At 72.2% G+C, this 25,588-nt stretch carries 18 protein-coding genes; 8 read left to right on the top strand and 10 right to left on the bottom strand.

Features of this window, described 5'->3' with window-relative positions; genetic code table 11:
* A partial coding sequence (locus ITI46_RS12575; protein WP_307808151.1) for a hypothetical protein occupies nucleotides 1-559 on the bottom strand: 559 nt, incomplete at its 3' end.
* Nucleotides 560-809: 250 nt separating this feature from the next.
* On the opposite strand from ITI46_RS12575, the gene ITI46_RS12570 reads away from it, so the two are divergent.
* Both ITI46_RS12570 and ITI46_RS12565 read left to right on the top strand, forming a co-directional pair.
* Nucleotides 810-1,829, top strand: a complete 1,020-nt coding sequence (locus ITI46_RS12570; RefSeq protein WP_209239586.1) for an NUDIX domain-containing protein — start codon at nucleotides 810-812, stop codon at nucleotides 1,827-1,829.
* Between the two features lie 198 nt (nucleotides 1,830-2,027).
* The gene (locus tag ITI46_RS12565; protein ID WP_209239585.1) at nucleotides 2,028-2,789 is read left to right on the top strand and encodes a class I SAM-dependent methyltransferase; all 762 of its coding nucleotides are present in this window, start codon (nucleotides 2,028-2,030) and stop codon (nucleotides 2,787-2,789) included.
* Here ITI46_RS12565 and ITI46_RS12560 read toward each other — a convergent pair.
* Nucleotides 2,786-3,586, bottom strand: coding sequence for a thioesterase II family protein (locus ITI46_RS12560; RefSeq protein WP_209239584.1), 801 nt, complete (start codon nucleotides 3,584-3,586; stop codon nucleotides 2,786-2,788). The genes ITI46_RS12565 and ITI46_RS12560 overlap by 4 nt on opposite strands.
* Nucleotides 3,583-9,564: a type I polyketide synthase gene (locus tag ITI46_RS12555; RefSeq protein WP_209239583.1), complete on the bottom strand. Its 5,982-nt coding sequence runs from the start codon at nucleotides 9,562-9,564 to the stop codon at nucleotides 3,583-3,585. The genes ITI46_RS12560 and ITI46_RS12555 overlap by 4 nt, the downstream gene beginning before the upstream one ends.
* A gap of 288 nt (nucleotides 9,565-9,852) precedes the next feature.
* Here ITI46_RS12555 and ITI46_RS12550 point away from each other — a divergent pair, with 288 nt between their 5' ends.
* The 3 genes from ITI46_RS12550 (at nucleotide 9,853) to ITI46_RS12540 (ending at nucleotide 14,180) form a co-directional block, all read left to right on the top strand.
* Nucleotides 9,853-10,602: an MIP/aquaporin family protein gene (locus tag ITI46_RS12550; RefSeq protein WP_209239582.1), complete on the top strand. Its 750-nt coding sequence runs from the start codon at nucleotides 9,853-9,855 to the stop codon at nucleotides 10,600-10,602.
* Nucleotides 10,603-10,785: 183 nt separating this feature from the next.
* A complete protein-coding gene (locus ITI46_RS12545) occupies nucleotides 10,786-12,642 on the top strand; it encodes a bifunctional metallophosphatase/5'-nucleotidase (protein WP_307808150.1) in 1,857 nt (618 codons plus the stop codon).
* A gap of 170 nt (nucleotides 12,643-12,812) precedes the next feature.
* On the top strand, nucleotides 12,813-14,180 hold the full coding sequence (locus tag ITI46_RS12540; RefSeq protein WP_209239580.1) for a glutamate-cysteine ligase family protein: 1,368 nt from the start codon (nucleotides 12,813-12,815) through the stop codon (nucleotides 14,178-14,180).
* Nucleotides 14,181-14,309: 129 nt separating this feature from the next.
* On the opposite strand, the gene gdhA is transcribed toward ITI46_RS12540, so the two are convergent.
* Complete coding sequence (gdhA, locus tag ITI46_RS12535; protein WP_209239589.1) at nucleotides 14,310-15,662, bottom strand: NADP-specific glutamate dehydrogenase; 1,353 nt, start codon at nucleotides 15,660-15,662, stop codon at nucleotides 14,310-14,312.
* 119 nt (nucleotides 15,663-15,781) lie between these two features.
* A complete protein-coding gene (locus ITI46_RS12530) occupies nucleotides 15,782-17,569 on the bottom strand; it encodes a glycoside hydrolase family 15 protein (protein WP_209239579.1) in 1,788 nt (595 codons plus the stop codon).
* 305 nt (nucleotides 17,570-17,874) lie between these two features.
* Between ITI46_RS12530 and ITI46_RS12525 the strand changes: the two genes are divergently transcribed.
* Nucleotides 17,875-18,069 carry a hypothetical protein gene (locus ITI46_RS12525; RefSeq protein ID WP_209239578.1) on the top strand — a complete coding sequence of 65 codons (195 nt, stop codon included), beginning with the start codon at nucleotides 17,875-17,877 and terminating at the stop codon, nucleotides 18,067-18,069.
* 53 nt (nucleotides 18,070-18,122) lie between these two features.
* Nucleotides 18,123-19,511: an NADP-dependent succinic semialdehyde dehydrogenase gene (locus tag ITI46_RS12520; protein WP_209239577.1), complete on the top strand. Its 1,389-nt coding sequence runs from the start codon at nucleotides 18,123-18,125 to the stop codon at nucleotides 19,509-19,511.
* Between the two features lie 15 nt (nucleotides 19,512-19,526).
* Here ITI46_RS12520 and ITI46_RS12515 read toward each other — a convergent pair whose 3' ends face one another.
* The gene (locus tag ITI46_RS12515) at nucleotides 19,527-20,987 is read right to left on the bottom strand and encodes a membrane-associated oxidoreductase (RefSeq protein ID WP_209239576.1); all 1,461 of its coding nucleotides are present in this window, start codon (nucleotides 20,985-20,987) and stop codon (nucleotides 19,527-19,529) included.
* Between the two features lie 170 nt (nucleotides 20,988-21,157).
* Between ITI46_RS12515 and ITI46_RS12510 the strand changes: the two genes are divergently transcribed.
* Nucleotides 21,158-21,307: a hypothetical protein gene (locus tag ITI46_RS12510; protein WP_209239575.1), complete on the top strand. Its 150-nt coding sequence runs from the start codon at nucleotides 21,158-21,160 to the stop codon at nucleotides 21,305-21,307.
* Between the two features lie 89 nt (nucleotides 21,308-21,396).
* On the opposite strand, the gene ITI46_RS12505 is transcribed toward ITI46_RS12510, so the two are convergent.
* The 4 genes from ITI46_RS12505 to ulaA form a co-directional block, all read right to left on the bottom strand.
* Complete coding sequence (locus ITI46_RS12505; RefSeq protein ID WP_209239574.1) at nucleotides 21,397-22,428, bottom strand: glutathione S-transferase family protein; 1,032 nt, start codon at nucleotides 22,426-22,428, stop codon at nucleotides 21,397-21,399.
* A gap of 159 nt (nucleotides 22,429-22,587) precedes the next feature.
* Nucleotides 22,588-22,854 carry a hypothetical protein gene (locus ITI46_RS12500; RefSeq protein ID WP_209239573.1) on the bottom strand — a complete coding sequence of 89 codons (267 nt, stop codon included), beginning with the start codon at nucleotides 22,852-22,854 and terminating at the stop codon, nucleotides 22,588-22,590.
* A gap of 115 nt (nucleotides 22,855-22,969) precedes the next feature.
* The gene (locus ITI46_RS12495) at nucleotides 22,970-23,773 is read right to left on the bottom strand and encodes an alpha/beta fold hydrolase (RefSeq protein WP_209239572.1); all 804 of its coding nucleotides are present in this window, start codon (nucleotides 23,771-23,773) and stop codon (nucleotides 22,970-22,972) included.
* 194 nt (nucleotides 23,774-23,967) lie between these two features.
* Nucleotides 23,968-25,548 carry a PTS ascorbate transporter subunit IIC gene (gene ulaA / locus ITI46_RS12490; RefSeq protein ID WP_209239571.1) on the bottom strand — a complete coding sequence of 527 codons (1,581 nt, stop codon included), beginning with the start codon at nucleotides 25,546-25,548 and terminating at the stop codon, nucleotides 23,968-23,970.
* Nucleotides 25,549-25,588 lie beyond the last annotated feature (40 nt).

Raw genomic sequence — 25,588 nt, 5'->3', positions numbered from 1 at the left:
GGACGGCGCCGGGGCCCACCACATGGCTGCCGAGTCTGCCGCCGAGGTGGACGAGGCGCCCGTCGTCCTCCCGGAAGTGCCAGGCGCCGTCCCCGCGCTGCACCGCCGCCACGGCCTCGGCCAGGAATCCCAGCTCGCCGGTGTCCCGGTCGGACCACTCGTACTCGCTCCAGATGTACTGGTCCACCCAGAGCGTGGCCACGTCGTCGAAGTAGACGGCGATCATGGTCGAGGCGTTGCCGGGGCCGATCAGCACACAGAACTCGTCGGTCACCAGCGGGTCGAGCGGGTAGCCGGGCACGGCCCGCGCGGCGTCGTGAAAGATCTGCACCACGGGGTGCACGGGGTCCGCAGGGTCCGCAGGATCCGCGGGGTGCGTACCGGTGTCACGCGGGGCGCCCCGGCCCGGCCGTACATAGACGTGCGGGCGGGCTGCCGTGCCCGGGGCTGTGCTCGGGGCTGCGCTGCCGCCCAGGTCCCCGCCCATCTGCTCGCTCAGTTGTTCGCCCACCGTCGCGTTCCCCTCGTCGTACGTTCCGGCGGGACGCCTTCGGGGCACCTCGGGGGCACCTCTTCCATCGACGCGCTTCGTCGCACTGCGCCGCCGCGTTCCACCGTCTGTCAGCTGTCCTTGCCAAATGCCGAGGCTATGCACGTTTTGTCCGGTCAGCAGCCCGGGGAACACGGTTGGCGGCGCCACCGCTGAGCCGAACGAGCGGCGTACCCAATTCCACGGCGCGTCAGTTGACTTCACAGGAGGCACGCGCACCGTACCCGCCGGCCTCCGCACCGGACACGAGGAGGGCCGCATGACGTCGACACCCCGCACGCCTGCCAGCACCACCGCAACCGCGTCCACACCCACTCCCGGCGCGGTCGCACTGCCGAGCCCCCAGGACGAGCTGGCCGCCTACCTCGCCGCGCACCCGGCACCCGCCGCGGCCGTGGATGCGGTGATCCGCGACGAGCGGGGCCGCCTGCTGGTGGTCGACCCGGTCTACAAGGCCGGGTGGGACCTGCCCGGCGGCATGGTGGACGACGAGGGCCTGGTCGACGGACTGGTACGGGAGCTCCGCGAGGAGCTGCGGCCCGCAGCGCTCCGGGTCGGCCGGCTGCTGGCCGTCGACAATGTGCCGGCCACCGTGTTCGGCAGGGCGCTGACCGCTTGCGTCTACGCCGTTCATCTGCCGCACCCGGTGACGGCCAAGGAGCTGCGGCTCCAGCAGGACGAACTGCGGGCCGCCGAGTTCGTGCCCCAGGACGAGGCGCTGGCCCGGCTCCCCGAGCGACTGCGCCGCCGCACGGCCGCCGCCCTCGCCGCCGAGCGCGGCTCCCATACGGCGCACCTGCTGGACGGCCACCCCGCTCCCCTGGACGAACGGGACCGCCGCGCCCTGCTGCCCGCACCCGCGGTGGCCGCCGCCGCCCTGGCCACGGACCCGGCGGGCCGGGTTCTGGTGCGGGACGTACGGGAGGACGGCGAGGGCGGCGGCGAGCGGGAGGGCGCCGGATGGGGCGGCGGCTCACCCTTTCGGCTGCCGGGCACCCTGGTGTCCCCCACCGAAACCCCCGCCGAAGCCGCAGCCCGCGCTCTGCGCACTCAGCTGGGGCACGCCGCACAGGGGGCGACGGGCCGGCTGCTGGCCGTCGACAGCAGCAAGTGCCCGTCCGGCGGTCGCACCCTGATCACCCACCTCTTCGCCGCCCGCGTCACAGCACCCCGACACACCACCCCGGCCCACTGGCTCCCCCGCACCGAGGCACTCCGCACCCTCCCCACCCACGAAGCCCGCCTCCTACGCGGAACCCCGGCGCGCGGGGACGAGTGAGACGCCCGTACCCGGCACGGACGCACCCCGAAGGGGCGCGGACAACCACAACGCACCCGCAGACCGCATACTCCGGAAAGCACCACCCCCTCCCCCGGCACAAGACCCCCAGGACAAGCCACGGCGTCAGCCGGTAGCCGCCTCGGGGCGGTCCGGCACGCGGTAATAGCCCCGCACGGGGTCGGGCAGTATGTGGCGGTGACTTCTCGATCCCGTGCCATGTCGTTCAACGCGGCAGCCGACCGCTACGCCGCCTACCGGCCGTCCTACCCTTCCGAACTCTTCGACGCCGTCGAAGAGTTGACCCGTATACCACTCGCAGGGGCCCGCGTCGCCGACGTGGGCGCCGGCACCGGCATCTCGACCGAACAACTGGTGGCGCGCGGCGCCGACGTGATCGCCGTGGAGCCGGGCGAGGGCATGGCCGCGTGGTTCCGCAAGACCCTCCCCGACGTGCCGTTGGTGCGGGGGGACGCCAACGCGCTGCCGCTCGCGGACGGGTGCCGCGACCTGCTCACGTACGCCCAGTCCTGGCACTGGACCGATCCGCAGCGCTCGGTGCCCGAGGCGCTGCGCGTGCTGCGCCCGGGTGGCTCCCTCGTCATCTGGTGGAACACCACCGCGCACGACGTCCCGTGGATCGCCGAACAGACGGAGCGGATCACCCGCCACACCGGCGCCACCTCACCCACCCTGAGCCCCCTCGGCGACCCGGACGCGGTACGGAAGGCCGGGCTCGAAGGGCTGCGCATCGGCCGCCGCCATCTGCGCTGGAGCCGTACAGTCCCGCTCGACACCCACCTGGGCAACCTGGCCAGCCATTCCGGCTTCCTCGTCATGGACGACGCGGCGACCGAGGCGTTCCTCGACGCCGAACGCGAGCGGCTGCGCCTGCTCTTCCCCGACGAGCGGGTGGTGGAGACGTACGTGGTGGACCTGTGGGTGGCGAGCAGCAGCTAGCCCAGGGCCGCACGGATCAGTCCGGCCAGCTCTTCGGTGCGTTCACCGACGAAGAAGTGGCCGCCGGGCACGGGCCGGAAGGTGAACGGCCCGCTGGTCAGCTCGCCCCACGCGCGCATGGAGCCGGGCGGAAAGGTGATGTCGGCGAGTCCGGGCAGCGCTGTCACCGGGCAGCTCAGCAGCGGCCGGGCCGGTGGCTCATCCGGCCCGCCCCCGGGGCCGGGCGCGGGGCGGTAGGTCTCCAGAACGGAGAGGTCGGCGCGTAGCAGCTTCGCCGTCTGCTCGACGGCGGCCGGGTCGTCGAACAGCTCCACCGGCATCTGTCCGTAGGTGCTCAGCGTGTCCAGGAGGTCTGCGCGCGGCAGTACGTGCAACGGTTCCCGGCCCAGCGGCAGATGTGGCGGGCGCTGCGCTGCGACCAACACGTTCCGCGGTGCCGGACCGGTGGCCTCCAGCCTGCGCGCCGCCTCGAACGCGACCAGCGCGCCGAGGCTGTGGCCGAAGAGGGCGTAGCCGTCGGTGTCGCGCACCTGCTCCCGCAGCTCCGGGAGCAGCTCTTCCATCAGGCTGTCCATGGAGCTGTACGGAGGCTCGGCCGCCCTGCCCTCCCGGCCGGGCAGCTGGACCGGCACCACGTCGATGTCGGGCGCGAGCACCCGCTGCCAGGCGCGGTAGGCGGAGGCGCCCTGCCCGGAGCACGGGAAGCACAGCAGCCGCAGCCGCGCCCGCGCCGCCGTGCCGGAGGGGGTGTAGGGGAACCAGGGGCTGCGGCGCTGGGCCTGGATGGTGCTGCTCATGCGGTGATGATCCCTGCGATGGCTCGGACGGTGGGGTTCTCGATGAGTGTCGCGATCGGCAGGTCGGTGTCGAACTCCCGGCGCACGCGGGCCGCCAGCTGGATACCGACGAGCGAGTTGCCGCCCAGCGCGAAGAAGTCGTCGTCCAGCCCGATGTCCTCGATGCCCAGCGCCTCGGACCACAACCGCGCCAACCGCCGGTGGGTATGGGTCGGTTGCGGGCCGGAGTCCGGCGCGGGCTCAGGGTCCGGCGCGGGCCCGGACTCCGGCGTTGCCGGAGGCCCTCCGGAGGCCGTCGCGGGCGCGGACGGGGCGGACTCTCCCGCGCCGGCGATGACATTCCGGGTGAGCCCTTCGACGGCCCGCAGCCGCTCGTCGATGCCCTCGGGGACGACGGCCACCTGCGGACCGACGCGGTCGCCGAGGATGTGCCACAGCGCCCGTACGCCCTCCTCCGGACGGATGGCGAACTCGCCGCCGAGCCCCTGCGGCGCGGGCTGTGCCCCGGCGGTGATGCCGCGCCGGAACTCCTCGGGGTGCAGCACCCGCACCGTGTAGCCGGTCACGTCCACGATCTCGTGTCCATGGTCGTCGGTGAGGGTGAGGTCGAAGGTGGCCACCTTCTGCTGGGCGTTCCGGGACGCGTTCCGGAGGGTGCCGCGCCGCCGCACGTACGCATGGACCGTCGGCGGCAGCGGTCCGCGCACCGTGAGCCTGCCGATGGAGAACGGCAGATAGCTCTCCCCTGTGGGGCCGAGCTCCGGCAGGTAGAGGGAGTTGGCGGTCGCCGAGTCGAGCAGCGAGGGGTGCAGCGGGTAGTCGTCGAGCTCGGCGACGTACGGCGCCGGCATCTCGATCCGGGCCAGCGTCGAGGAGTCGTCGCGCCGCAGCTCCGCGATGTTCGACCAGTGCGGGCCGAACTCGACGAGGCCGGGCTGCGGCTCGAAGGAGGCAGTGTCCGGCTTGACGACGGGCAGCCACTCCCGGAGGACGCTGAGGTCGTTCGCGTGCGCCTCGGCCGTCGGCGCCGTCCGTATCTGCCCGGTGACGTGCTCCGTCCACTCCTGCTCGCCGTCGGGGCAGCTGTCGACGGTGAAGCGGTAGCCGCCGCGCTCCGGGACGAGGGCCGTCCGCAGGGTGGTGCGGCCGGTGAGGGTGAGGAGGGAGAGGAAGGTGACGTCCGTCAGCACCAGCGACGTGCCCATGGCCCCGGCCGCGGAATTCTCCGCCGCGGAAGCCCCGGCCCCGGAAGCTCCCGCTCCGGAATCCGCCGCACCGGAACCAACCACCCCGGAACCCGCCGTCCCCGAATTCCCAGCGCCCAGCACCTCGGCTCCTGCCGCGCGGGCCATCTCCAGGTAGGCCGTCGCGGGCCAAACAGGCGTACCCGCCAGACGGTGCTCGCGCGAGACCCAGTGCGTCTCACCGTCCAGCACCGAGCGGTACGTGACACTCCCGTCGGGCCCGTCACTGCGCCCGCCGAGCAGCGGGTGCCCTCCGCCGGACCCGGCACCGCTCCCCGGGCCGCGCTCGGCCGCCGCGCCGTGCTCCTCGGCGCCGTGCTCCTCCGGGGCGTGCGGCTCAAGGGCGTGCGCCTCCCCGGCACTGTGCCCGTTGCTCATGGCGAGGGAGCCGATGTCCGCGCCGGTGCTGCCGGTCTGGAGTGCGCGGAAGGCGGCCGGGGCGAGGGTGTCGGCTCGCGCCGCCATGCCGACCTCCGCCCAGGCATCCCAGTTGACCGAGACGGTGAAGCCGGGCCCTTCGGCCGCGCGGGCGTGCGCGTAGGCGTCCAGGAAGGCGTTGGCCGCCGCGTAGTCGGTCTGGCCGAGGTTGCCGGCCACCGAGGTGATCGAGGAGAAGAGCACCATCAGCTCCACCCGCTCCCCCAGCAGCCGGTCCAGCACCAGCGTGCCGGTGACCTTCGCCGCCATCACCCGCTCCGCCTCGGCCCGGGTCTTGAGCGCCAGCAGTCCCCCGCCGGGGACGCCCGCGGTGTGGAAGACGCCGTCGAACGCGCCGAACTCCCGCTCCACACGCTCGACCACGGCCCGCATCGCCGCCTCGTCCGCCACATCGGCGCGGCACACCAGCACTTCGGCGCCGTACTCCTCGATACGGCGCAGCCGCCGCACCGTCTCCCGTACCGGGCCCTGCTCCGGCTCCCGTCCCGGCCCGTCCCCGGCGAGCAGCCGGTCCCAGTCCTCCCGGTCGGGGAACGGGCTGCGGGCCGTCAGCACGAGGCGCGCCCGTACGGCCTTGGCCAGGCCCTCGGCGACGGCCAGTCCGATGCCGCCGAGTCCGCCGGTGATCAGATACGTGCCGCGTTCGCGCAGCGGTCCTGCGGCGTCCTTGGCCCGCGGTTCGGGCACCTGTACGTAGCGGAGCAGCCAGCGCCGCCGGCCGCGCATCGCGACCCAGCGGTCACCGCAGGCGGCGAACGGCGGTGCCGGCTGTCCGGCCCTGGCCAGCTCCTCCCACAGCCCCTGGGTGAAGCGCTGTTCGGCGACGTCCAGGCAGCGGACGGCGATCTCGGGCAGTTCCTTGGCCAGTACGTCGCACACCCCGGTCACCGCGGCGCGGGCCGGCTCGACCGGCTCGGCGCCGGAGACGGCGCGCAGCCGCGAGCCGACCACGTCCCAGCGCATTCCGGAACCGGACACCGCGCCGCGGTCGGCGAACGCCTGGGCCAGGTGGAGCACGCTGAAGAAGCCGAGGTCGAGCCACGTGCCGGTGGCAAGCAAGGTGTCGGCCGCATCGGGGCGATACGTTTCGCCTGGCGGCGCCTCCAGCTCCCGACCCGTCGGCGGGCCGAACAGCCAGCCGTGCAGGACCCGTTCGGGCAGCAGCCCGTCGGCGGCCAGCGAGGCGGCCAGCGCGTCGTAGTCGTCCCGGGCGCCGGGACGCAGCAGATAGCGACTGCCCGTCAGCCGTTCGAACCGCTCGCCCGGTTCGGCGGTCACGACCTGCGCGCCGGAGCCGCGCAGCCTGTTGACGGTGGAGTCCAGGCCGTCGCCCCTGCGGAAGACCAGCCAGGTGCCGGCCATGGAGCCGGTGCCGGGAGGCGGGGCCGGGTCCTCGCGCCATTCGGGGCGGAACAGCGCCCGTTCGATGGGCCGTCGGCCCTCCTCCTGCCGCGGCGCCTCCTGCCGCTGCTCCTCACGTGCCGCGAGGGCGCCGGCGTCGTACACCGGCGGGGCGTCGGCGCGCGCCGCCGGGTCCGCGGGGCTGAGCCAGTGGACCGAGCGCTGGAAGGGGTAGGTGGGCAGCGGCACCCGGCGCCGGTCCGCGCCCCAGTAGGAGCTCCAGTCGATCCGGGCGCCCGCCGTCCACAGCCGGGCCACGGCGCGGGCCAGGCAGTCCGGGCCGTCGTCGCCGCCGCGCGGGGTGGGCATGGTCGGCACCACAGTACGGTCACGTGCGCCCGCCGCGGCCGCCTGGGCGCGGGTCAGCCCGGTGAGCACCTGGCCGGGGCCCGCCTCCACGAAGAGCAGTCCGCTCTCCTCCAGCAGCCGGCCGACGCTGGGCGCGAACCGTACGGGGGCGCGCAGGTGCCGGGTCCAGTAGCCGGGGTCGACGGCCTCCTCGTCGGTGATCCACTCGCCGGTGACGTTGGAGACGAACGGCAGCCGGGGAGCACGCAGTTCGGCCTTGGCCAGCTCGGCGGCGAACGGCTCGAGCGCCGGGTCCATCATCGCGGAGTGGAAGGCGTGCGAGGTGTGCAGGAGCTGCCCGGTCACGCCCCGCCCGGCCAGCGCTGTGCGGGCCGCTTCGACCGCGTCGTGCGGTCCGGACAGCACGGTGAGGCGGGGGCCGTTGTAGGCGGCGATGTCGCAGCCCGCCGGCTCTTCGATCTCCTCGGCGGGTACGGGCACGGCCAGCATGCTGCCGCCGGGCAGCTCCTGGACCAGCGCGCCGCGCCTGACCACCAGTCGCACGGCGTCGGCCAGGGAGAAGACGCCCGCCAGGCAGGCCGCGACGTACTCGCCGACGCTGTGCCCGACCATGGCGGCCGGGCTCAGCCCCCACGCCATCAGCTGCCGTGCCATGGCGTACTCGACGGTGAACAGCGCCGGCTGAGCCATGCCGGTCCGTGTCAGCCGCTCGGCGGCGCCCGGCTCGTCCGCCGCGAACATCACCTCGCGCAGATCGGCGCCCAGCAGCGGGGACGCCAGCTCGGCGCACTCGTCGACGGCCGCGCGGAAGACCGGTTCCTGCGCGTAGAGGCGCTGTCCCATGCCGAGGTGCTGTGAGCCCTGTCCGGGGAAGAGAAACGCCACCGGGGCACCGTCGGCCGGTCCGGACGCCGAGGGTGCTCCCCCGGCCTGCGCGCGGGAGGGGGTGCCCGCGGCGGTGGCTGCCGGAGTCGTGGGCCGTGCGGCGCGCAGTGCGGCCGGGGCGCCCTCCGCACCCGGTACGACGGCCACTCGGTGCCCGAGGTGGGGGCGGCCGAGACTGAGCGTCGCCGCCACGTCCGCCGCGTCCTGTTCCGGGTGCGCCTCCAGATGGGCGGCGAGCCGCTCGGTGGCGGCGGCGAGCGCCTCGGGCGTACGGGCCGAGACCGTGAGCACCACCGGGCGCCGTCCGTCCTGCTCGGCGGGCCGGTCCGGCCCGGTGCCGGCGGGTGACTGCTCCACCACCACATGCGCGTTGGTGCCGCCGACACCGAAGGAGCTGACAGCGGCGAGCCGCCTGGCGTGGTGCTCGGGCCAGTCGGACAGCTCGGTGTTGACGTAGAACGGCCCGGAGTCGAAGTCGATGGCCGGGTTGGGCCGGGAGTAGTTGATGCTCGGCGGGATACGGCCCTGCTGGAGGGCGAGGACCGTCTTGATCAGCCCGACGATGCCGGCGGCCGGACCCATGTGGCCGATGTTTCCCTTGACCGAGCCGATGGGGCAGCTGCGGACACCGGTCATGCCGAGGTCGCGGTAGGCGCGGGTGAGCGCGTTCACCTCGATGGGGTCGCCGACGCGGGTGCCGGTGCCGTGGGCCTCGACGTAGCCGATGTCCGCGGGGTCGAGGCCGAAGGTGCGCATCGCGCGCCGGATGAGGAGGGCCTGGCCCTCGACGCTGGGCGCGGTGAACCCGGCCTTGAGCGCTCCGTCGTTGTTGACGGCGGAGGCGCGGACAACGGCGTGTATGTGGTCGCCGGCGGCCAGCGCGTCGCCGTACCGCTTCAGTACGACGGTGCCGACACCGCTGCCGAAGATGGTGCCGTCGGCCTCCGCGTCGAACGGCCGCACCCGCCCTGTGGGGGAGAACATGCCGCCCTCCGGCGCGTAGTAGCCCGACGTGCCCGGCAGTTCGACCTGCACGCCGCCAGCCACGGCGGCATCGCACTCGCCGGCCCGCAGCGCCTGGCACGCCATGTGGACGGCGACGAGCGAGGTGGAGCAGGCCGTCACCACGTTGACGCTCGGCCCGGTCAGGCCGAGCTGATGCGAGACGGCAGTGGTCAGATAGTCGGTGGCGTTGGCGACCATCACGCCGACCTCGCCGAGGAAGGCGGTGGATCCGGGGTGCGAGTAGAGGTTCCACTCCCGGTAGAAGTTCGGGGCGCTGCCCGCCCAGACGCCGACCGTGCCGGGCATACGGAACGGGTCGTAACCCGCGTGTTCGAGCGCGGTGTACGCGGACTCCAGGAAGAGCCGGTGCTGGGGGTCGCGGACCTGCGCCTCCCGGGGCGTGAGCCCGAAGAACGGGGCGTCGAATCCGGCCATGTCCTCCAGGACCGGTTTCGCCCTTATGTAGAGCGGGTCGGCCAGAACGGAATCGGGGATGCCGGCCTCGCGCAGCTCCTCGGCGCCGAACCGGGTGACCGACTCGACGCCGTCGGCCAGGTTGGCCCAGAACGCCTCCGGGCCGGCGCTGCCGGGAACCCGCAGCGCCATCCCGACCACGGCTATGGCGTCCTCCAGGGCCCGGCCTTCCTGAGCGTCCCTGGTCGCTTCCGCAGGTGCCTTCGGGTTCGAACTGTGCACAGTGCAGCCCCCTTGCCGGTGTTCGTGCATCCTCCGACGATCACAACTCGCCCGTCAATGCGTACAGTTCGGCAATCGCGAACGGTGCGGGGCCCGACCGCCCGCCGGAGATGTCCGCGGCCCGGAGCGGCACAAGGGCAGTGCGGACAGGCCACTTGGAGGCGGGCGGAGAGCGGCCGGGAATTGTTGGTCGGCAGGCTGGAGCAGGCCGCTGTCCAGCAAGTAGGGTGCGCGCCCATCGCCGTCGAGTGCACGGCGTGTTGAGCCGCGACGTTGTGGAGGTAGCGGATGAGCGCTGGCTCGATCTTCTTGTGGGAACTACTCGGTACCGCGGTGCTGATCATGCTGGGTACCGGCGTTGTCGCCAACAACGTGCTGCGCAAAACGAACGGCAATGGCGGGGGTGTGCTGTTCGTCAACATCGGGTGGGGTTTCGCGGTCTTCACGGGCGCGAGCGTGGCGGCGCCCAGCGGGGCGCACCTCAACCCGGCCATCACGCTCGCCCTCGCCGTCGCCGACAAGACCGCGTGGTCGGACGTGCCCATATACATACTCGCGCAGATGCTCGGCGGCATCCTCGGCGCGGTGCTGTGCTGGGCCACGTACAAGCTGCAGTTCGACGACCATGACGACCCGGCCGGAACGCTGGGCATATTCTCGACGGCGCCGACGATCCGCAACAGCCTCTGGAACACGGTCACCGAGGTGCTGGGCACCTTCGTGCTGGTGGCGTTCGTCCTCTTCTCGCCCACGTTCAAGCCGGGCCACGGTGAGGGCGGCATCCCCGACTTCGGCAACGCCGCGCTGGGCTACGCGGGTGTCGCCTTCGTGGTGCTGGTGATCGGCACTTCGCTGGGCGGGCCGACGGGCTACGCCATCAACCCGGCGCGTGACCTCGGGCCGCGGATCGCTTACGCGTTCGTCCTGCCGATCAAGGGCAAGGGCAAGGCGGACTGGGCCTACTCCTGGGTCCCGGTCGTGGGGCCCCTCCTGGGCGGGGTCCTGGCGGCCCTGCTGTACATGGCCTACCCGGCGTAGCTTCTCCGGGGAGGGGGTGCCCCCCTGCGCGTTGACTGCCAGGGACGCATGCCGGGTACGGCCACTCCTACGGGTGGTGCATGGGCGATGCTAGGGACTGAGCGCAGCCCAGGGCGCTTTGATCTGACCCGGTGGTGGGACTTCCCGCCACCGGGTCAGATCCGCACATGTGAAAGGCACCCCGTGCAAAGAGCACTCCGCAGCGCTCGCCGCCGTCTCGCCCTGGCCGGGGCGAGCACCGTTCTTCTGCTGGTACCCGCGCTGTCGGCCGCCGCCGACGGCTCGTCCGGGTCAGGAGACAGCGGGACGACGCCCGTCCAACTGCTCGCCGTCAACGATCTGCACGGCAACCTGGATGCCGTGCCGGGCCCGGCCGGGGCCGTGCACCGGAAGGGTTCTGGCGGTGAGCTGGAACAGGTACAGGCCGGCGGGGTCTCCCGGCTCGCCACCCTGCTGGACCGGGCCAGGGAGAAGGCGAAGGGCGCGGAATCGCTGACCGTCGCAGCGGGCGACATGATCGGCGGCAGCCCGCTGCTGTCGGCGGCGTTCCACGACGAGCCGACCGTCGACGCGCTGGAGACGCTGGGCCTGGACGTCACGGCTGTCGGCAACCACGAGTTCGACGAGGGCCCGGCCGAGCTGCACCGGATGGCGACCGGCGGCTGCCACCCGAAGGACGGCTGCGCCGACCCCGACCGGCCCTACGACGGCACCGACTTCCCCTACCTCGCGGCGAACGTGCTGCCCCGTACGGCGGAGAAGGGTGGGAAGGCTGGAAAGGGCAGGAAGGATGGAAAGGCCGGGAAGACTCGGAAGGCGGCGGCTGCGCGGAAGCCGATCCTGCCGCCGTACTGGATCAAGAAGCTGCCCGGCGGTGAGCGCATCGGTTTCATCGGGCTGACCACCAAGGACACCCCGTCGGTCGTGAGCGCCTCGATGACCAACGACCTGGTCTTCGAGGACGAGGTCGAGACCATCGACCGGTACGCGGACGAGCTGGACCGCAAGGGCGTCAAGGCGGTGGTGGCCCTCGTGCACGAGGGCGCGCGGCCGCCGGGGAAGACCTACGACGCCACCTGCGGCAAGGACGGTGCCGGCGACCGGCTCGACGGGCCGATCCAGGGGATCGCCGAAAAGGCGTCCCCGAAGGTGGACCTGTTTGTGACGGGCCATTCGCACGAGCCCTATATGTGCACCGTCAAGGACCCCGCGGGGCAGCCGCGGCTGGTCACGCAGTCCGCGTCGTTCGGCCGGACCTTCACGGACCTGCGCTTCGACATCGACCGCAGGACCGGCGATCTGGTGCGCTCCTCGGCCCGCGCCGACGGCCATATCGTCACCACCGACACCCCCAAGCAGCCGAAGGTGGACCGCGTCATCGAGAAGTGGCGGGCCCGCTCGGCACAGATGGCGAACGAGCCGGTCGGCCACATCTCCGACGACATCCCCGGCCGGGGCGCGCCCGATCCGGAGACCCCGCTCGGCGATCTGATCACCGACGCCCAAGTGGCGGCCACCCGCGAGGCGGGCGCCGAACTGGCGCTGCTCAACTGGGGCGGGGTGCGCTCCGACCTGACCTACCGCGCTTCCGGCAAGGAGGGTGACGGGGTGGTGACGTACGGCGAAGCCTTCCAGGTGCAGCCGTTCGACAACCCCCTGGTGACGATGACGCTCTCCGGAAAACAGCTGCTCGCCGTGTTGCGACAGCAGTTCTCCGGGGCGAACGAAGGCTATCCGCAGGTGCTGCAGATCTCCGACGAGCTGCGGTTCGACGTCGACATGTCGCGCACCGGCGCAGACCGGCTGCTGGCGGACACCGTGCGGGTGAACGGCGAGCCGGTGGACGAGTCGCGCACCTACAAGGTGACGGTCAACGACTTCCTCTCCCAGGGCGGCAACGGCTTCAGCGTGCTGAAGGAGGGCACCGACCGCAAGTCCGTCACCCGTGACCTGGACGCCTTCACCGGCTATCTGAAGGGCCACTCCTCCCCCGACAAGCCGATCGCGCCGCCCAAGGCGGACCGCATCACCTGGCGCTGAGCGGACGGGAGCGGGAGAAAGCGCCGGTACGGGTGGGAGACGCGGGCGGACATCGCCTGAAAGGGTTACCTGTGGTGGCCGTACGCCGGGGGGTGACCGACGGAAGAGGTGACGGATGGTTCCGTTTCTCCCGTCCGCTGACCGCTCGGCCGATCTCTGTGAGGTGCGTCATGGCTCTCGCCCCCGTCACACCGTCGCTCTCCCGGGCCGAGCTGCGCGGCGTCCTCGAAGGGGGCGCCGACGGCAGCGAGCTGGTCGGTATCGAGGTGGAGACGGCCGCGCTGGATCCCGAGACCGGCGCCGCTGTGCCCTACGCGGGACCGCGCGGGGTCCGCGCCCTGCTGGAGCACCTGGTCGCCGAGCGGCCGGGTGCCGTGCCCCAGTACGACGGCACGGCGCTGGTCGGGGTGCAGCTGCCGGAGGGCGGCACCGTCTCACTGGAGCACGGCGGCGCGGTGGAGTACTCCTCGCCGCCGTGCTCCGGAGTCGCCGAGCTCGCCGCGCTCACGGACCGGGAACTGCGCGGACTGGCCGCTACGGCACAGCGGTTCGGCTTCGCGCTGGTCCCGGGAGCGCAGTACCCGTTCACCGCGCCCGAGGAGGTGCAGTGGGTGCCGCACTCTCGGACACCGCTGATGCGGCGCCACTTCGAGCGACTGGGCAGACCGGGCGCCGGCGGGGTGCAGGTGATGTCGCTGGCCCTCTCGACGCAGGTCTCCCTCGACTTCACCTCGCCCGCCGACCTGACACAGAAGGTGCGGGTGCTGGCCGCCGCCTCCACCCCGGCGGCCGCGCTGTTCGTCAACGCGCCCCTGGAGGGCGGGCGTCCGTGCGGGCAGCTGTCCCGCCGGATGGACTACCTCAGCCGCTGCGACCCGGCCCGCACCAGTGTCGTCCCGATGATGCTGCGCGAGGACGTGGACGTGGAGATGTTCATCGACTGGGCGCTGAACCTTCCGATGATCCACCGCGCGGCTCCGGACGGCGGCCGCTGCGCCGCGCCCCGGGTGCCGTTCGGCACGCTGCTGAAGCAGGGCTTCGAGGACGGGAGCAGGCCCCGGCTCGCCGACTGGCGTGCACACCTGTCGCAGATCTTCTCCGACGTACGGCTGCGCGAGACGCTGGAGCTGCGTGCTGTGGACGGTCCGCCCTTCGGCGCGCTCGGTGCGGTGCCCGCCTTCTGGACCGGGCTCAGCTACCACCCGCCGTCCCGCGCGGCGGCCTGGGAGCTGCTGCGGGGTGTCTCTCCGGACGCGCACCGTGCGGCGCTGCGCGACATCTCCTGCCGCGGGCTGGCCGCCGATTTCGCGGGCCGCCCGGTGCGGGAGGTCGCGGCCGAGCTGTTGTGGCTCAGCGAGGCGGGCCTACGGGCCCGCATCGCCGCTGGTGCCGAACCCCCTGAGACGGTGGACTTCCTGATCCCCCTGCACGAAGTTGCCGAGTCCGGCGTCACCTTCGCCCAGCGCACCCTGGACCTGCTGCACGCTGACCCGGCCACGTTCCCGGCCCGCCACATCGCCGAGCGCCGCATCCCTTAGGCGCCAGCAACGGAGACGCGCCCCGAAGGGGCGCGGGGAACTGCGCGACAAGCCTGGGGGCACCTCCCGGCCGGAGGCTGGGGGAGAAAGCTGCAGACCGAAGACGACAGACAGGGGCAGCCCCTCCCGCTAAACGACCCCCTGAGCCCGCATCGCCTCGGCCACCCGACCAAAGCCCGCAGCATTGGCACCCAGGACATAGTCCTCCGGGCTCCCGAACTCCTCCGCCGCATTAACACACTCGGTGTGGATATCCCGCATCACCGCGGCCAGCCGCGACTCGGTCTCGGCGAACGTCCACGACTCACGCGCCGCGTTCTGCCGCATCTCCAACGCGGAGGTCGCCACGCCACCCGCGTTGGCCGCCTTGCCCGGCCCATAACGGACGCCTGCCTCACGCAGCACATCCACCGCTTCCGGGGTGCAGGGCATGTTGGCGCCCTCGGCGACGACCTTGACCCCGTTCTTGACGAGCCTGACCGCGTGCTCCTCATGCAGTTCGTTCTGTGTGGCGCACGGCAGGGCGATGTCGCACTGCACGTCGTAGACCGAGCCGCGGGTGCTGAACCGGGCGCCGGGGCGTGCCTCGGGGTAGGTGTCCAGCCGGCCGCGGCGCTCCAGCTTGATCTCCTTGAGCAGGTCGAGATCGAGCCCGGCCTCGTCCACGACGTAGCCCGAGGAGTCGGAGCAGGCGACGACCTGGGCACCGAGTGCCTGTGCCTTCTCGACGGCGAACAGGGAGACGTTGCCGGATCCGGACAGTACGACGCGGTGTCCGGCGAGGTCCTCGCCCCTGGTGGCGAGCATTTCGCGGACGAAGTGGACCGTGCCGTAGCCGGTGGCCTCCGTACGCGCCTGTGAGCCGCCCCAGCCGGTGCCCTTGCCGGTGAGCGCGCCCGCCTCGTAACGGTTCGTCAGCCGCTTGTACTGTCCGAACAGATAGCCGATCTCGCGGGAGCCGACGCCGATGTCACCTGCGGGTACGTCGGTGTGCTCGCCGAGATGGCGGTGGAGTTCCGTCATGAAGGACTGGCAGAAGCGCATGACCTCGGCGTCGCTGCGGCCCTTGGGGTCGAAGTCGGCGCCGCCCTTGCCGGCGCCGATACCGAGTCCGGTCAGCGCGTTCTTGAAGATCTGCTCGAAGGCGAGGAACTTCACGGTGCCCAGCGACAGTTGGGGGACGAAACGCAGCCCGCCCTTGTACGGGCCCAGCGCGCTGCTGAACTCCACCCGGAAGCCGCGGTTGACGTGCACTTCGCCCGCGTCGTCGGTCCACGGCACCCGGAAGAGCAGCTGCCGCTCGGGCTCCACCAGCCGCTCCACCAGTTTCGGCTCTGCGTACTCGGGGCGCTTGCGCAGCACCGGCTCCAGACTGTGCAGCACCTCCCGTACGGCCTGGTGGAACTCGGCCTCTCCGGGGTTACGGCGCAGAACGTCGGCGTATACCGCTTCGATACGGCTGCTGGCATCCACGGACATCATCCTCGTCACTCGCACGGCCACCCGCGCCCTGCCGGGACAGGCTGGTCACGAGAGTACGTTCGGCTGCCACGAGTCCGGCTCGTGAGTGGCGAGAAACACTCTCGCGGGTGGGCGCCGTCTCATTCCGCGAGCCGGACCGCGCTCTCCAGCAGCAGCGCGTGCACGAACGCCTGGGGCAGATTGCCGCGCAGTTGACGCTGTTCCACGTCGAACTCCTCGGCGTAGAGCGCGGGTGGCCCGTACGCGGCGCGGTTGCGCTCGAACCAGCGGTAGGCGGCGGGGCGGTCGCCGAGGCGGTCGGTGACCAGGGCCATCATGAAGCCGCACAGCAGAAACGCGCCCTCAGCAGCGGCGAGGGGACGGCCGTCGTGCCGGAAACGGTAGACGTAACCGTCCTCGGCGAGCTCCTGCTGTACGGCGGCGACCGTACGCGCCGCGCTCGGATCGTCTTCGGCCAGACAGCCGCGGGCCAGCGGCAGCAGGCTGGCGGCGTCCACCTTCGGGTCGTCGGCGGCGCGGCCCCACACTCCGTCGGGGCGCAGACAGCGGGCGCGGGTCGCGGCCAGCACCTCCTCGGCCAGCGCGCGAGGGCGGGCGGCCGCGCGTTCGGGCAGCTGCGCCGCCAAGGCGCGAAGGCCGGTCACCACGCTGAGCCGCGAGTGCGTCCACCAGCGCTCCTCGAGCTCCCACAGCCCGGCCTCGGGGCGCTGCCAGTTGTGCTCGACCGCCGTGACTGCGACCTCGGCCGCGCGCCGGACGTCCCGGTTCTCCAGGTGCCCGTGGCGGGCTGCCGCCGCGTACAGCTGAAGGACCTCGCCGAAGGTGTCGAGCTGGAACTGCCTGCCCGCCTGGTTGCCCACCCGGTCGCTGCCGCCGGGATAGCCGCTCAGGCCCAGGCTCCGCTCGGCGGGTACGGCTTCCCCGGTGACCGTGTAGGCGGGGCGCAGCGCCTCGCCGTCCGCGAGGACGCGCGCGGTGACGAAGTCGACGGCGCTGTCCAGCAACGGATGCGGCCCGTGCGCGGCAACGGCGATACCCGCGTAGGACTGGTCGCGCAGCCACGCGTAGCGGTAGTCGTAGTTGCGGCCCTCCCCCGCGTGCTCGGGCAGCGAGGTGGTGGCCGCGGCGACCATCCCTCCCGCGCTGCTGGTCAGCCCGTGCAGTACGGCGTACGCCTTCCGCGCGTCCCGTGGGGCGAGCAGGCCGTCGCAGTCGGGCACCATTTGCCGCCAGCGGCGCAGCGTCTCCTCCCACAGCCCGTGCGGCTCCAGGCTGCCGGCGCCGACCGCGCGTTCGGTACTGATCTCCAGTACGAGGTCGCGCCGCTCGCCCTCCCGGAGGGTGAACGTGCCGCGCAGGGCGCCGTCCGCGTCCGGGCGCGCTTCGGGTGCGCCGGTCCAGCGCAGCCGCAGCCCGCCGCCGGAGGTCGTCCACACGGGTGCCGTATCGGCGGGCCCGAACCGCTCCTCGGACCGCTGCCAGCCGCCGGGTTCGGCCTGGCCGAAGCCGGGCCGCGGATCGAGCACCAGCCGCACTCCGGCGCCGGAGGAGGGGCCGGACTCGACGCTCACCTGGCGCAGCAGGACGAGCCGTTCGGGGTCGGTGGGGAGGGCCAGCGCCTCGCGGGTGACGAAGACCGCCTGCGAGGTGACCCACCGGCTGACCCGCACGAGGGTGCCGTTCTCGTAGAAGCCACCGCTGACCTGCCAGTTGTCGGCAGGCCGCACGGTGTACTGCCCTGGGCCGCCGATGAGCTGCGAGAAGACCGCGTCGCTGTCCCAGTGGGGCGCGCACAGCCACACCAGCTCGCCGCGCGGCGAGATCAGCGCGCCGCGCTCGCCGTCGCCGAGGAAGGCGTAGTCCCGCAGCGCCCAGGGCGCCATGCCGTCCCGGTCTGAAGGGGCCATGCCCGCGACCCTAATAGGTCGCGGGCACCACGGATGCCCGACGAGTCCGCGCGACGCTGTGTCCCCGCCCGGCTACCAAGCGCAGCCGGGAGACGCGGACACGCCCCGAAAGGGCGCGGGGAACTGCGCGACCAGCCACAAACAACGGGCAGTCCGCAACGGCGGACAAGGGGCAGCCCCTCCCCGGAACAAGCTCCGCATATCGCGGCACAAGCCGCTCCGCTTGGTGTGAGGGCACGAATGGGTGTTCCCTGGAAAAGAAGACATACCCCGCTTAATGCCGCACCCGAGGTGAGGAGCTCGAGATGCCCAAGCGCCGGCCGGACCAGGCAGGAAACGAGCCCGACCAGATCCGTGGGCCCGAGGAGCGCCGGATACACGGCGGTATGCCGGAGAAGCCCGACGACGAGGCGCTGGCCAAGCGCACGGAACAGGAGCGGGTCGACGCCGGAGTGGACGACTACGACCCCGAGGACGTGCCACCCGCGACGGAATCCTGAAGACCCCCGAGGGCCGGCCGGAGGCCGGCCCGCACCGCTGAGAGGCCGCAGTCATGCCAATCGCCACGGTGAACCCCGCTGACGGCGAGACCCTGCAGACGTTCGACCCGCTGTCCGACGAGGAGATCGAACAGCGCCTCGCGGACGCCGACGCCGCGTTCCGTACCTACCGCACCACCACGTTCGAGGAGCGGTCGCGGCTGCTGAACGCGGCGGCGGACCTCCTGGAGCGGGAGGCGAGCGGCGTCGCGCGCGTCATCACGACGGAGATGGGCAAGACGCTGGCCGCCGCCGAGGCGGAGGCCGCCAAGTGCGTCAAGGCGATGCGCTGGTACGCCAGGAACGCCGAGGACCTGCTGGCACCCGAGTACCCCGCCGCCGAGGACGTCGAGGACGCCGGCGCCGTACGGGCCAGGGTGCGTTACCGCCCGCTGGGGCCGGTGCTGGCCGTGATGCCGTGGAACTTCCCGCTCTGGCAGGTCATCAGGTTCGCGGCGCCCGCGCTGATGGCGGGGAACGTGGGGCTGCTCAAACACGCCTCGAACGTGCCGCAGACCGCGCTCTATCTGGGCGATCTGTTCCACCGGGCGGGCTTCGCGCCGGGCTGTTTCCAGACGCTGCTGGTGTCCTCCCGCGCCATCGAGTCGGTGCTGCGCGACCCGCGGGTGGTGGCGGCGACCCTCACCGGCAGCGAGGGTGCGGGCCGTTCGGTCGCCTCCGTGGCGGGCGACGAGGTCAAGAAGACCGTTCTGGAGCTCGGCGGCAGCGACCCGTACATCGTGATGCCCTCGGCCGACATCGACGCCGCGGCGCGCACCGCGGTGACCGCGCGGGTGCAGAACAACGGCCAGTCGTGCATCGCCGCGAAGCGCTTCATCGTCCACACCGACGTCTACGACGCGTTCGCCGAACGGTTCACGGCGGGCATGCAGGCGCTGACCGTGGGCGACCCGATGAAACCGGAGACGGACGTCGGCCCGCTCGCAGGCAAGCAGGGCCGGGACGACCTGGAGGAACTGGTCACCGACGCGCTCACCCAGGGCGCGCAGGCGCTGTGCGGAGGCCGCAGGCCCGAGGGCCTGGAGCGGGGCTTCTACTACGAGCCCACGGTACTGACCGGCGTCACCGAGCAGATGCGCATCCACCGCGAGGAGGCGTTCGGCCCGGTGGCCGCGCTCTACCGGGCAGCCGATCTGGACGAGGCGATCGAGCTGGCCAACGACACCCCGTTCGGGCTCAGTTCGAACGTGTGGACGCAGGACGAGTGCGAGACGGACCGCTGCGCGCAGGACCTGGAGGCCGGCAGCATCTACTTCAACGGCATGACCGCCTCCCACCCGGCCCTGCCGTTCGGCGGCATCAAGCGCTCCGGGTACGGGCGGGAGCTGTCCGGGCACGGCATCCGCGAGTTCTGCAACACGACGACGGTCTGGCGGGCGTGACCCGGCCTCCGGCGGTCAGTTCCGGGTCACCGCGCGGTTGACGCCCGTCACGAACGTGGTGGCCAGCACCCAGCCCGCGACGATGAGCAGATACGCCAGCCACTGATACCCGCCCTCGGGCGCGTACGCCTTCTCCTGGCCGAAGTCGATGATCGGCAGCAGCAGATCGAGGGCGTAGGCGAACGCGTTGAAGCCCGGCGCCTCGTCCGCCTTGAGCGGGCGCGGCGGATGCAGTCCGTAGGCGAGCGCCCCCAGCAGGAGCAGCCCGGCCAGCCATCCGGCAGCCCGCATGGGGCGGAAGCCGTATCCGACGGTCACATCCTGCAGGTGCCCCCACAGCCGTCCGTAGAGGGGCAGTGTCGTGCGGTGCCTGCGCTCCTTGGCGAGCTGGACGGTACGTGCGGCGGCGTCGTCGCCGATGTGCCGGTAGGCGGCGGTCAGCTGTTCGTACGCGAACGGTACGTAGCCGTCGGCGTCGCGGGTGAGCACGTCCAGCCGCTCGGAAGCGGGGAGGGCCGGGGCGAGCGTGGTGTACGACAGGCTGTCGAAGCGCACGCTCTCAGGCCACACTTCCGGCGCGGCGAACAGCATGTCGACCCGGGCCCGGCGCAGATTGACGGCCCCCACTATGGGCGCCACCTCGCGCAGCCAGAACTCGCTCACGGTGCTGCTGCTGGCCCGCAGGGCGACGCCGCCCGGATTCGACAACCGTGCGTAGCCGAGGTTGAGCTGACCGGGAACGGTGACTCCCCGCAGATTGACCCGGCCCTCGGCGCGCAGCCGCATGGCGTGCAGATCAGTGCCGACGGCGAGGGTCTCGGCGTGCAGCGCGGTGCCGCCGGGGTTCAGCAGGCGGGCGTCGTCGAGCCTGACCAGGCCCGCCACGGTCACTCCTTCGAGCCGCGCCCGGCCGTACACGGTCAGCCGGGTGGCCCGCAGGTCCTCGCCGACGGTGGCGTGGTCCAGCTTCAGCGGCGATTCGGGACGTTCGGGCGAGTCCGCGCCGTCGTCATCGGCCGCGGCCGGGGTGCCCAGTTCGGTGCGACTCAGGAAGAGGGCTCCCGCGATGCGCGCCCCGGACAGCGCAACCGCGCCCGGTATCCGGCAGTCGTTCAGCCGCAGCACCCCGTCCACCCGCAGGGTGGTCGCCCACAGCCCTGGCATCCGGCACCCGCTCAGGGTGAGCTGCCGGAACTCGGCGCCGTAGAGGACGACGGTCTTCTCGAACTCGCAGTCCCGCAGCGACACCGGGCAGCGCACCAGGCCGGAGTGCACATTGAGCTCCCCAGTGACCCGGGCGCCCCGCAGCCGCAGTGCCGGTATCTCCCCGTTCTCCTCGGGCGCGGCCAGCAGCAGGGACCGCAGCACCCGGGCCCGGACCGTCCGGTCGTCCGCCGCCGTGAGGTCGACCGTCCCGCCCCGCGGAAACGCCTCCCATACCTGTCGCTCCGGCTCCGTCAGTTCGTTGATCTCCACGCGCTGGACTCTTCCCGCACACCGGGAGGGCGTCAACTCGCCCGGCCCGCGCCCGGGTCCGCCCCTTACTCCGCGAGGAATCGACCCGGCCCACGCCCGGGCGGCATTGTCATGGCATCGGCCCGCAGGCAGTAGCCGACGGGGTCCAGCAGAACGAGGGGACGTACGCCATGACCACCTACGAAGCCGCCGTCGAGCGCTACTTCGCCGCCTGGCCCGCGCCCCGCAGGGGCGCGGGGAACGGCGCGACCAGCCCTCCACGCCCCGCAGACGCCCGCGCTCCGCACCAACCGAGCCGGAGCGCGCAGCGTGCGCGATAGAGCTCGGGCGGTGCGACAGAACGGCGACGAACCCGCCGTCTGTGTCGCACGCGCAGTTCCCCGCGCCCCTGACGGGGCACCCCGCCCCGTCAGGGGCGGTGCCCCGCCGGGATCTCCTCGTCGGCCGGAACGGGACCCGGCGGGGTGCCGTCTCCGAAGGGGCGGCCACCGAGCTGCTCGCGGTGGTGCGGGGTCAGCCAGCCGGACAGCTCAGGTCCGGTCGGCACGATGGAGTTGGGGTTGATTCCGGTGTGTACGACGTAGTAGTGCCGCTTGATGTGGTCGAAGTCGACGGTGTCGCCGAACCCCGGTGTCTGGTAGAGGTCACGCACATACGCCCACAGCACCGGGTCCTGCTCCAGCTTGTTGCGGTTGCACTTGAAGTGGCCGTGGTAGACGGCGTCGAACCGCACCAGCGTGGTGAACAGCCGGATGTCCGCCTCGGTGATGGTGTCGCCGACCAGGTAACGCCTCTCCCCCAGCCGATCGGACACCAGGTCCAGGCGGCGGAAGACATCCGCGTACGCCCTCTCGTAGTCCTGCTGCGTGGTGGCGAAACCGGCCCGGTAGACGCCGTTGTTGACGTCCCGGTAGATGCCGGCGGCCACTTCGTCGATCTCGTCGCGCAGGGCCTCGGGATAGAGGTCGGGCGCGCCCGGCCGGTGCAGCTCACGCCACTCGGTGGCCAGGTCGAGGGTGATCTGCTGGAAGTCGTTGGTGACCAGCTTGCCGCTGGGCACGTCCACGACGGCGGGCACGCTGACCCCGCCCGGGTAGCCCGTCTCCCGCTTGTCGTACGCCTCGTGCAGGAAGTGGATGCCGAGCACCGGGTCGCGGCCGCCCGGGTCCAGCGTGAAGCGCCAGCTGCGGTCGTCCTGGATCGGGTCGGCGACCGCCAGCGACAGCGCGTTCTCCAGTCCGAGGAGCCGCCGGGAGACCAGTGCGCGGCTGGCCCACGGGCAGGCGCGGCTGACGACGAGCCGGTAGCGGCCCGCCTCCACGGGCCAGCCGTCCCGGCCGTCGGCAGTGATCCGGTCGGCGAAGTGGCTCTTGGACCTCTTGAACGCCTTCCGGCCGTACTCGGTGTTCCCGGCGCCGTCGCCGGCCTCAGCGGTGCTCATTCCGGTCTCCTTATGGCAGGTCGGGGCGGAGTCCTCGCTCGCCCGGGCGGCTTTCCACCAACCCGAACGCATCTCATCACTCCGGTGCCGTCCGTGCCGAGTACCGACGCGTTGGGACGGTGACACGGCCCTGCGCCCGATGTCCTGCCGACCGGCTGTTCAGCGCCCGACCTGCCAGGCGTAGGGCGGGAGTTGGGCGGCCCGGCAGTAGACCTCGCACGCCCAGGGGAGGGCGGCGGCCGACGGGTGCAGCCGCGCCCCGTCCAGACTGGCCAGCAACCGGGCCGTGTGGTGGATACAGCCGGTGTGCTGGGTGCCGTTGCCGTCGAGCACGGTGACCGCCGTGCGCCTGCCCTCGCACGGTGTCGGGTCCGCCTCGTGAGCCGCCGCGCACCGCCGGGTCCGGCCCGCTGTGGACGCGTTCATGTCCCACCCCCGTCTTGCTCGCGCACTTCGAGACAGCCTCTGGCTTCCCCGACTGCCGCCGGACATGGCGGAGTTGGGGAAGCCATGGACAACTCTTGACGCGGCTGCCGCCGGCTCAGCCGGTGAAGAAGTCCCGCACCACCGGGGCCAGGTCCTCGGGCGGCACCTGGTGGAAGACGCCGGGCAAGGAGCGGTGCGTACCGGACGGCAGCGCCTCCCCCGTGGCGCGGGCCGCCTCCTGGAGCACCGGCGTGCTGGCGTCACTGGACAGCACGAGGGCCGGGATCCGTACGGCGGCCAGCGTCTCGGCCGGCAGCGTTGCGTCGCCGAGCAGCGTGGTGTCGTAGCCGAGGGTGTGGGCGATCTTCGTCATGTCCGCCCAGCCCGGGGACTGGCGGGCGCCTTCGACAGCCTGCGGGGGCAGCCCGATGATCTCCGCCATGAAGTACGCGACCGCCTCGGAGCGCTCACCCTGGCTGATGAGCTCGGTCAGCCGGGCCACCCGGACCGGGTCCTGGAACTGGCCCGCGGCGCCGGTGAAGGGCGGTTCGAAGAGGACGATCCTGCTCAGTGCGGCACCGCGGGCCGCCGCTTCGAGCACCACGAGGCCGCCGGAGGACATCCCGAAGGAGAACACCTGCTCCGCCCCGGCTTCCTCCCGTACCGCCTCGGCGACGGCGGCCAGGTCGTCGGCCTCCCGCACGGGCGCGTAGGGCTCGGTGTCGCCGCTGTCGCCTCTGCCCCGGCGGTCGTAGACCACCCCGGACAGGCCCAGGCCCGCCAGCTCACGGGCCAGTGGTACCGCAGCGGTGCGGTTGGTGAGCGCGCCGCCGGTCAGCACGACGGGCGGTCCGTCGCCGAACCGCTCGTAGGCGAGCTTGGTGCCGTCGGAAGAAGAAATGGCGAAGCGCACGGTCATGGCAGGGCCTCCTGGCTGTGTTGTTGTGCTGAGACTTCTACCAGTAGCCACTGACAGGGCTCGCCCACCGGATTTCGCGCACCCGGCGCCCCGTAAGGGGCGCGGGGAACTGCGCGAGCAACCACAAGCCAACCCGCAGCCCGCAACCCACAGCAAGGGGCACCCCCTCACCGGAACAGCTCTCCGGACACAACCTAAAGGGGCGGAGGCGGCGTGGGCGCACCCGCGGGCGGCGGCAGCTTGGCGTAGCGGCGCGGGAGCGTGCCCGCCGACGCATCGGCGCCGGGATCGCCGGCACCGCCCCCGGCGCCGGCAGGCGCAGGCGGCAGCACCGCATCGCGCCGGGCACCAGGATCCCAGCCGGGCTCGACCACCCGCTTCTGCACCAGAATGGCGCCCGCCAGCACCGCTCCCCCAGCGCCAAGCATCAGCACGATGCCGGCGGTCTCGCCCACCTTGTCGGCGAAGCCGATGAGAGCCCCGAACCAGCCGAAATCGGCGTCTCCGAATGTGGTGTTCTCGTCCCCGAAGGAGCCCAGCACCTTCAGCAGCACGGCGGGCAGCAGCGTGATCAGTACTCCGTTGCAGAAGGCGCCGAGCGCGGCGCCGCGCCTGCCGCCGGTCGCGTTCCCGTACACGCCTGCCGCGCCACCGGTGAAGAAGTGCGGCACCAGCCCCGGCAGCACCAGCGCGAGCCCGAAGGCCGGGTTGAGCACCCAGGCGAGCAGCGCGAGGGTGCACAGGCCGCCGGCGAAGCTGGCCAGGAAGCCGACGAGCACCGCGTTCTGCGCGTACGGGAAGACGATGGGCGCGTCCAGCGCGGGCACGGCGCCGGGCACCACCTTCTGGGCTATGCCCTGGAAGGCGGGGACGAGTTCCCCGAGGATCGTCCGGACGCCGAAGAGGATGACGGCGACCGCGATGCCGAACTGCAGGCCCTGCATGACAGCCTGCATCAGATAGTTGCCGAGGCTCGTGGCGGCCGCTCCGCTGTCGGCGGCGAACGCCTTGAAGGCCGTCTTCTGACCGGCCTTGGCGACGTAGAGGAGGGCCATGATCACGTAGATCAGCAGCATGGACAGCGCTGTGGCGACCATCGAGTCGCGCAGGAAGCGCAGCCCTTCCGGCAGCTTCATGTCCTCCGTACTGCGGCTGCGCTTGCCCACGAGCTGGCCGACGGCGCCGGCCGTCACATAGCCGGCCGTGCCGAAGTGACCGATGGCGATGCTGTTGTTGCCGGTGATGCGCTTGGTCCACGGGTGGGCGAAGGCGGGCATCGAGACGAGCAGGATGCCCAGCAGCACACCGCCGACCGACACCACGACCCACGCGGACAGCCCCGCCGTGGCCAGCACCATGGTCAGCAGCGTCGCCATGAACAGGATGTGGTGGCCCGTCAGGAAGACGTAGCGCAGCGGCGTGAACCGGGCCAGCAGCAGGCCGAGCCCGAACCCGGTGATCATCAGCCAGGCGACGCGCGCACCGAACTGGTTCTGCGCGATACCGACGATCGCCTCATTGGTGGGGATCACCCCGTGTGCTCCGGTGGCGCCCTGGATCATCTCACCCAGCGGCGCCAGCGAACCGACCACGAGCTCCGCGCCGGCGCCGATCAGCAGAAAGCCCAGCGTCGCCTTGATGGCGCCGCCGACGATCTGCCCCACCGGCTTCTTCAGCGCTGTCAGGCCGACGGCCGTGATGAGACCGATGAGATACGCGGGGACGCTGAGGATCTCGTTGACGAGGAACTTCGCGATGGTGACCAGCCAGTCCATGGAGCCTTCCGCTTCGTGCCGTGTCCGTACCAGGCTCTGC

It is taken from the genome of Streptomyces oryzae, from assembly GCF_017676365.1.
Lineage (GTDB): Bacteria > Actinomycetota > Actinomycetes > Streptomycetales > Streptomycetaceae > Streptomyces > Streptomyces oryzae.
Note: the sequence above shows the minus strand (reverse complement) of the source record. Positions and strands in the feature narration are given on the sequence as shown.